The sequence below is a fragment of the Stenotrophomonas sp. SrG genome (assembly GCF_050031795.1).
GTDB classification, from domain to species: domain Bacteria; phylum Pseudomonadota; class Gammaproteobacteria; order Xanthomonadales; family Xanthomonadaceae; genus Stenotrophomonas; species Stenotrophomonas rhizophila_A.
In genome coordinates, this window is sequence record NZ_JBNBBE010001812.1 from 1 (window position 1) to 230 (window position 230).

Here is a 230-nt window from a genome sequence, read left to right on the forward strand (position 1 = left end):
GCACCGGCCTCGGGACGGAGCTGCGCCGCCCGCCGGGCATCCCCACCGTCGGCGGCCCGCTGAGCCCGCCGCTGGTCACGCGGTACACCCCGCCGGTGATCTACCTGGCCATGGAGCGCTCCTCCGAATGGCTGCGCCCGCGCCGTGTGCAGCGCGCGCGGCGCGGCGCCACCGCACTGGGCCGCGCGGGTTCCTCTCCGGCCGGGTCATCGGCCGCCCGAGCGGCTGCG

General features: G+C 79.6%; 1 protein-coding gene. It reads left to right on the forward strand.

Annotated elements, in window-relative coordinates; all coding sequences use genetic code 11:
• The coding region (locus ACQG3P_RS25480; protein ID WP_426806596.1) for a hypothetical protein at positions 1 to 230 on the forward strand (230 nt) is incomplete at both ends.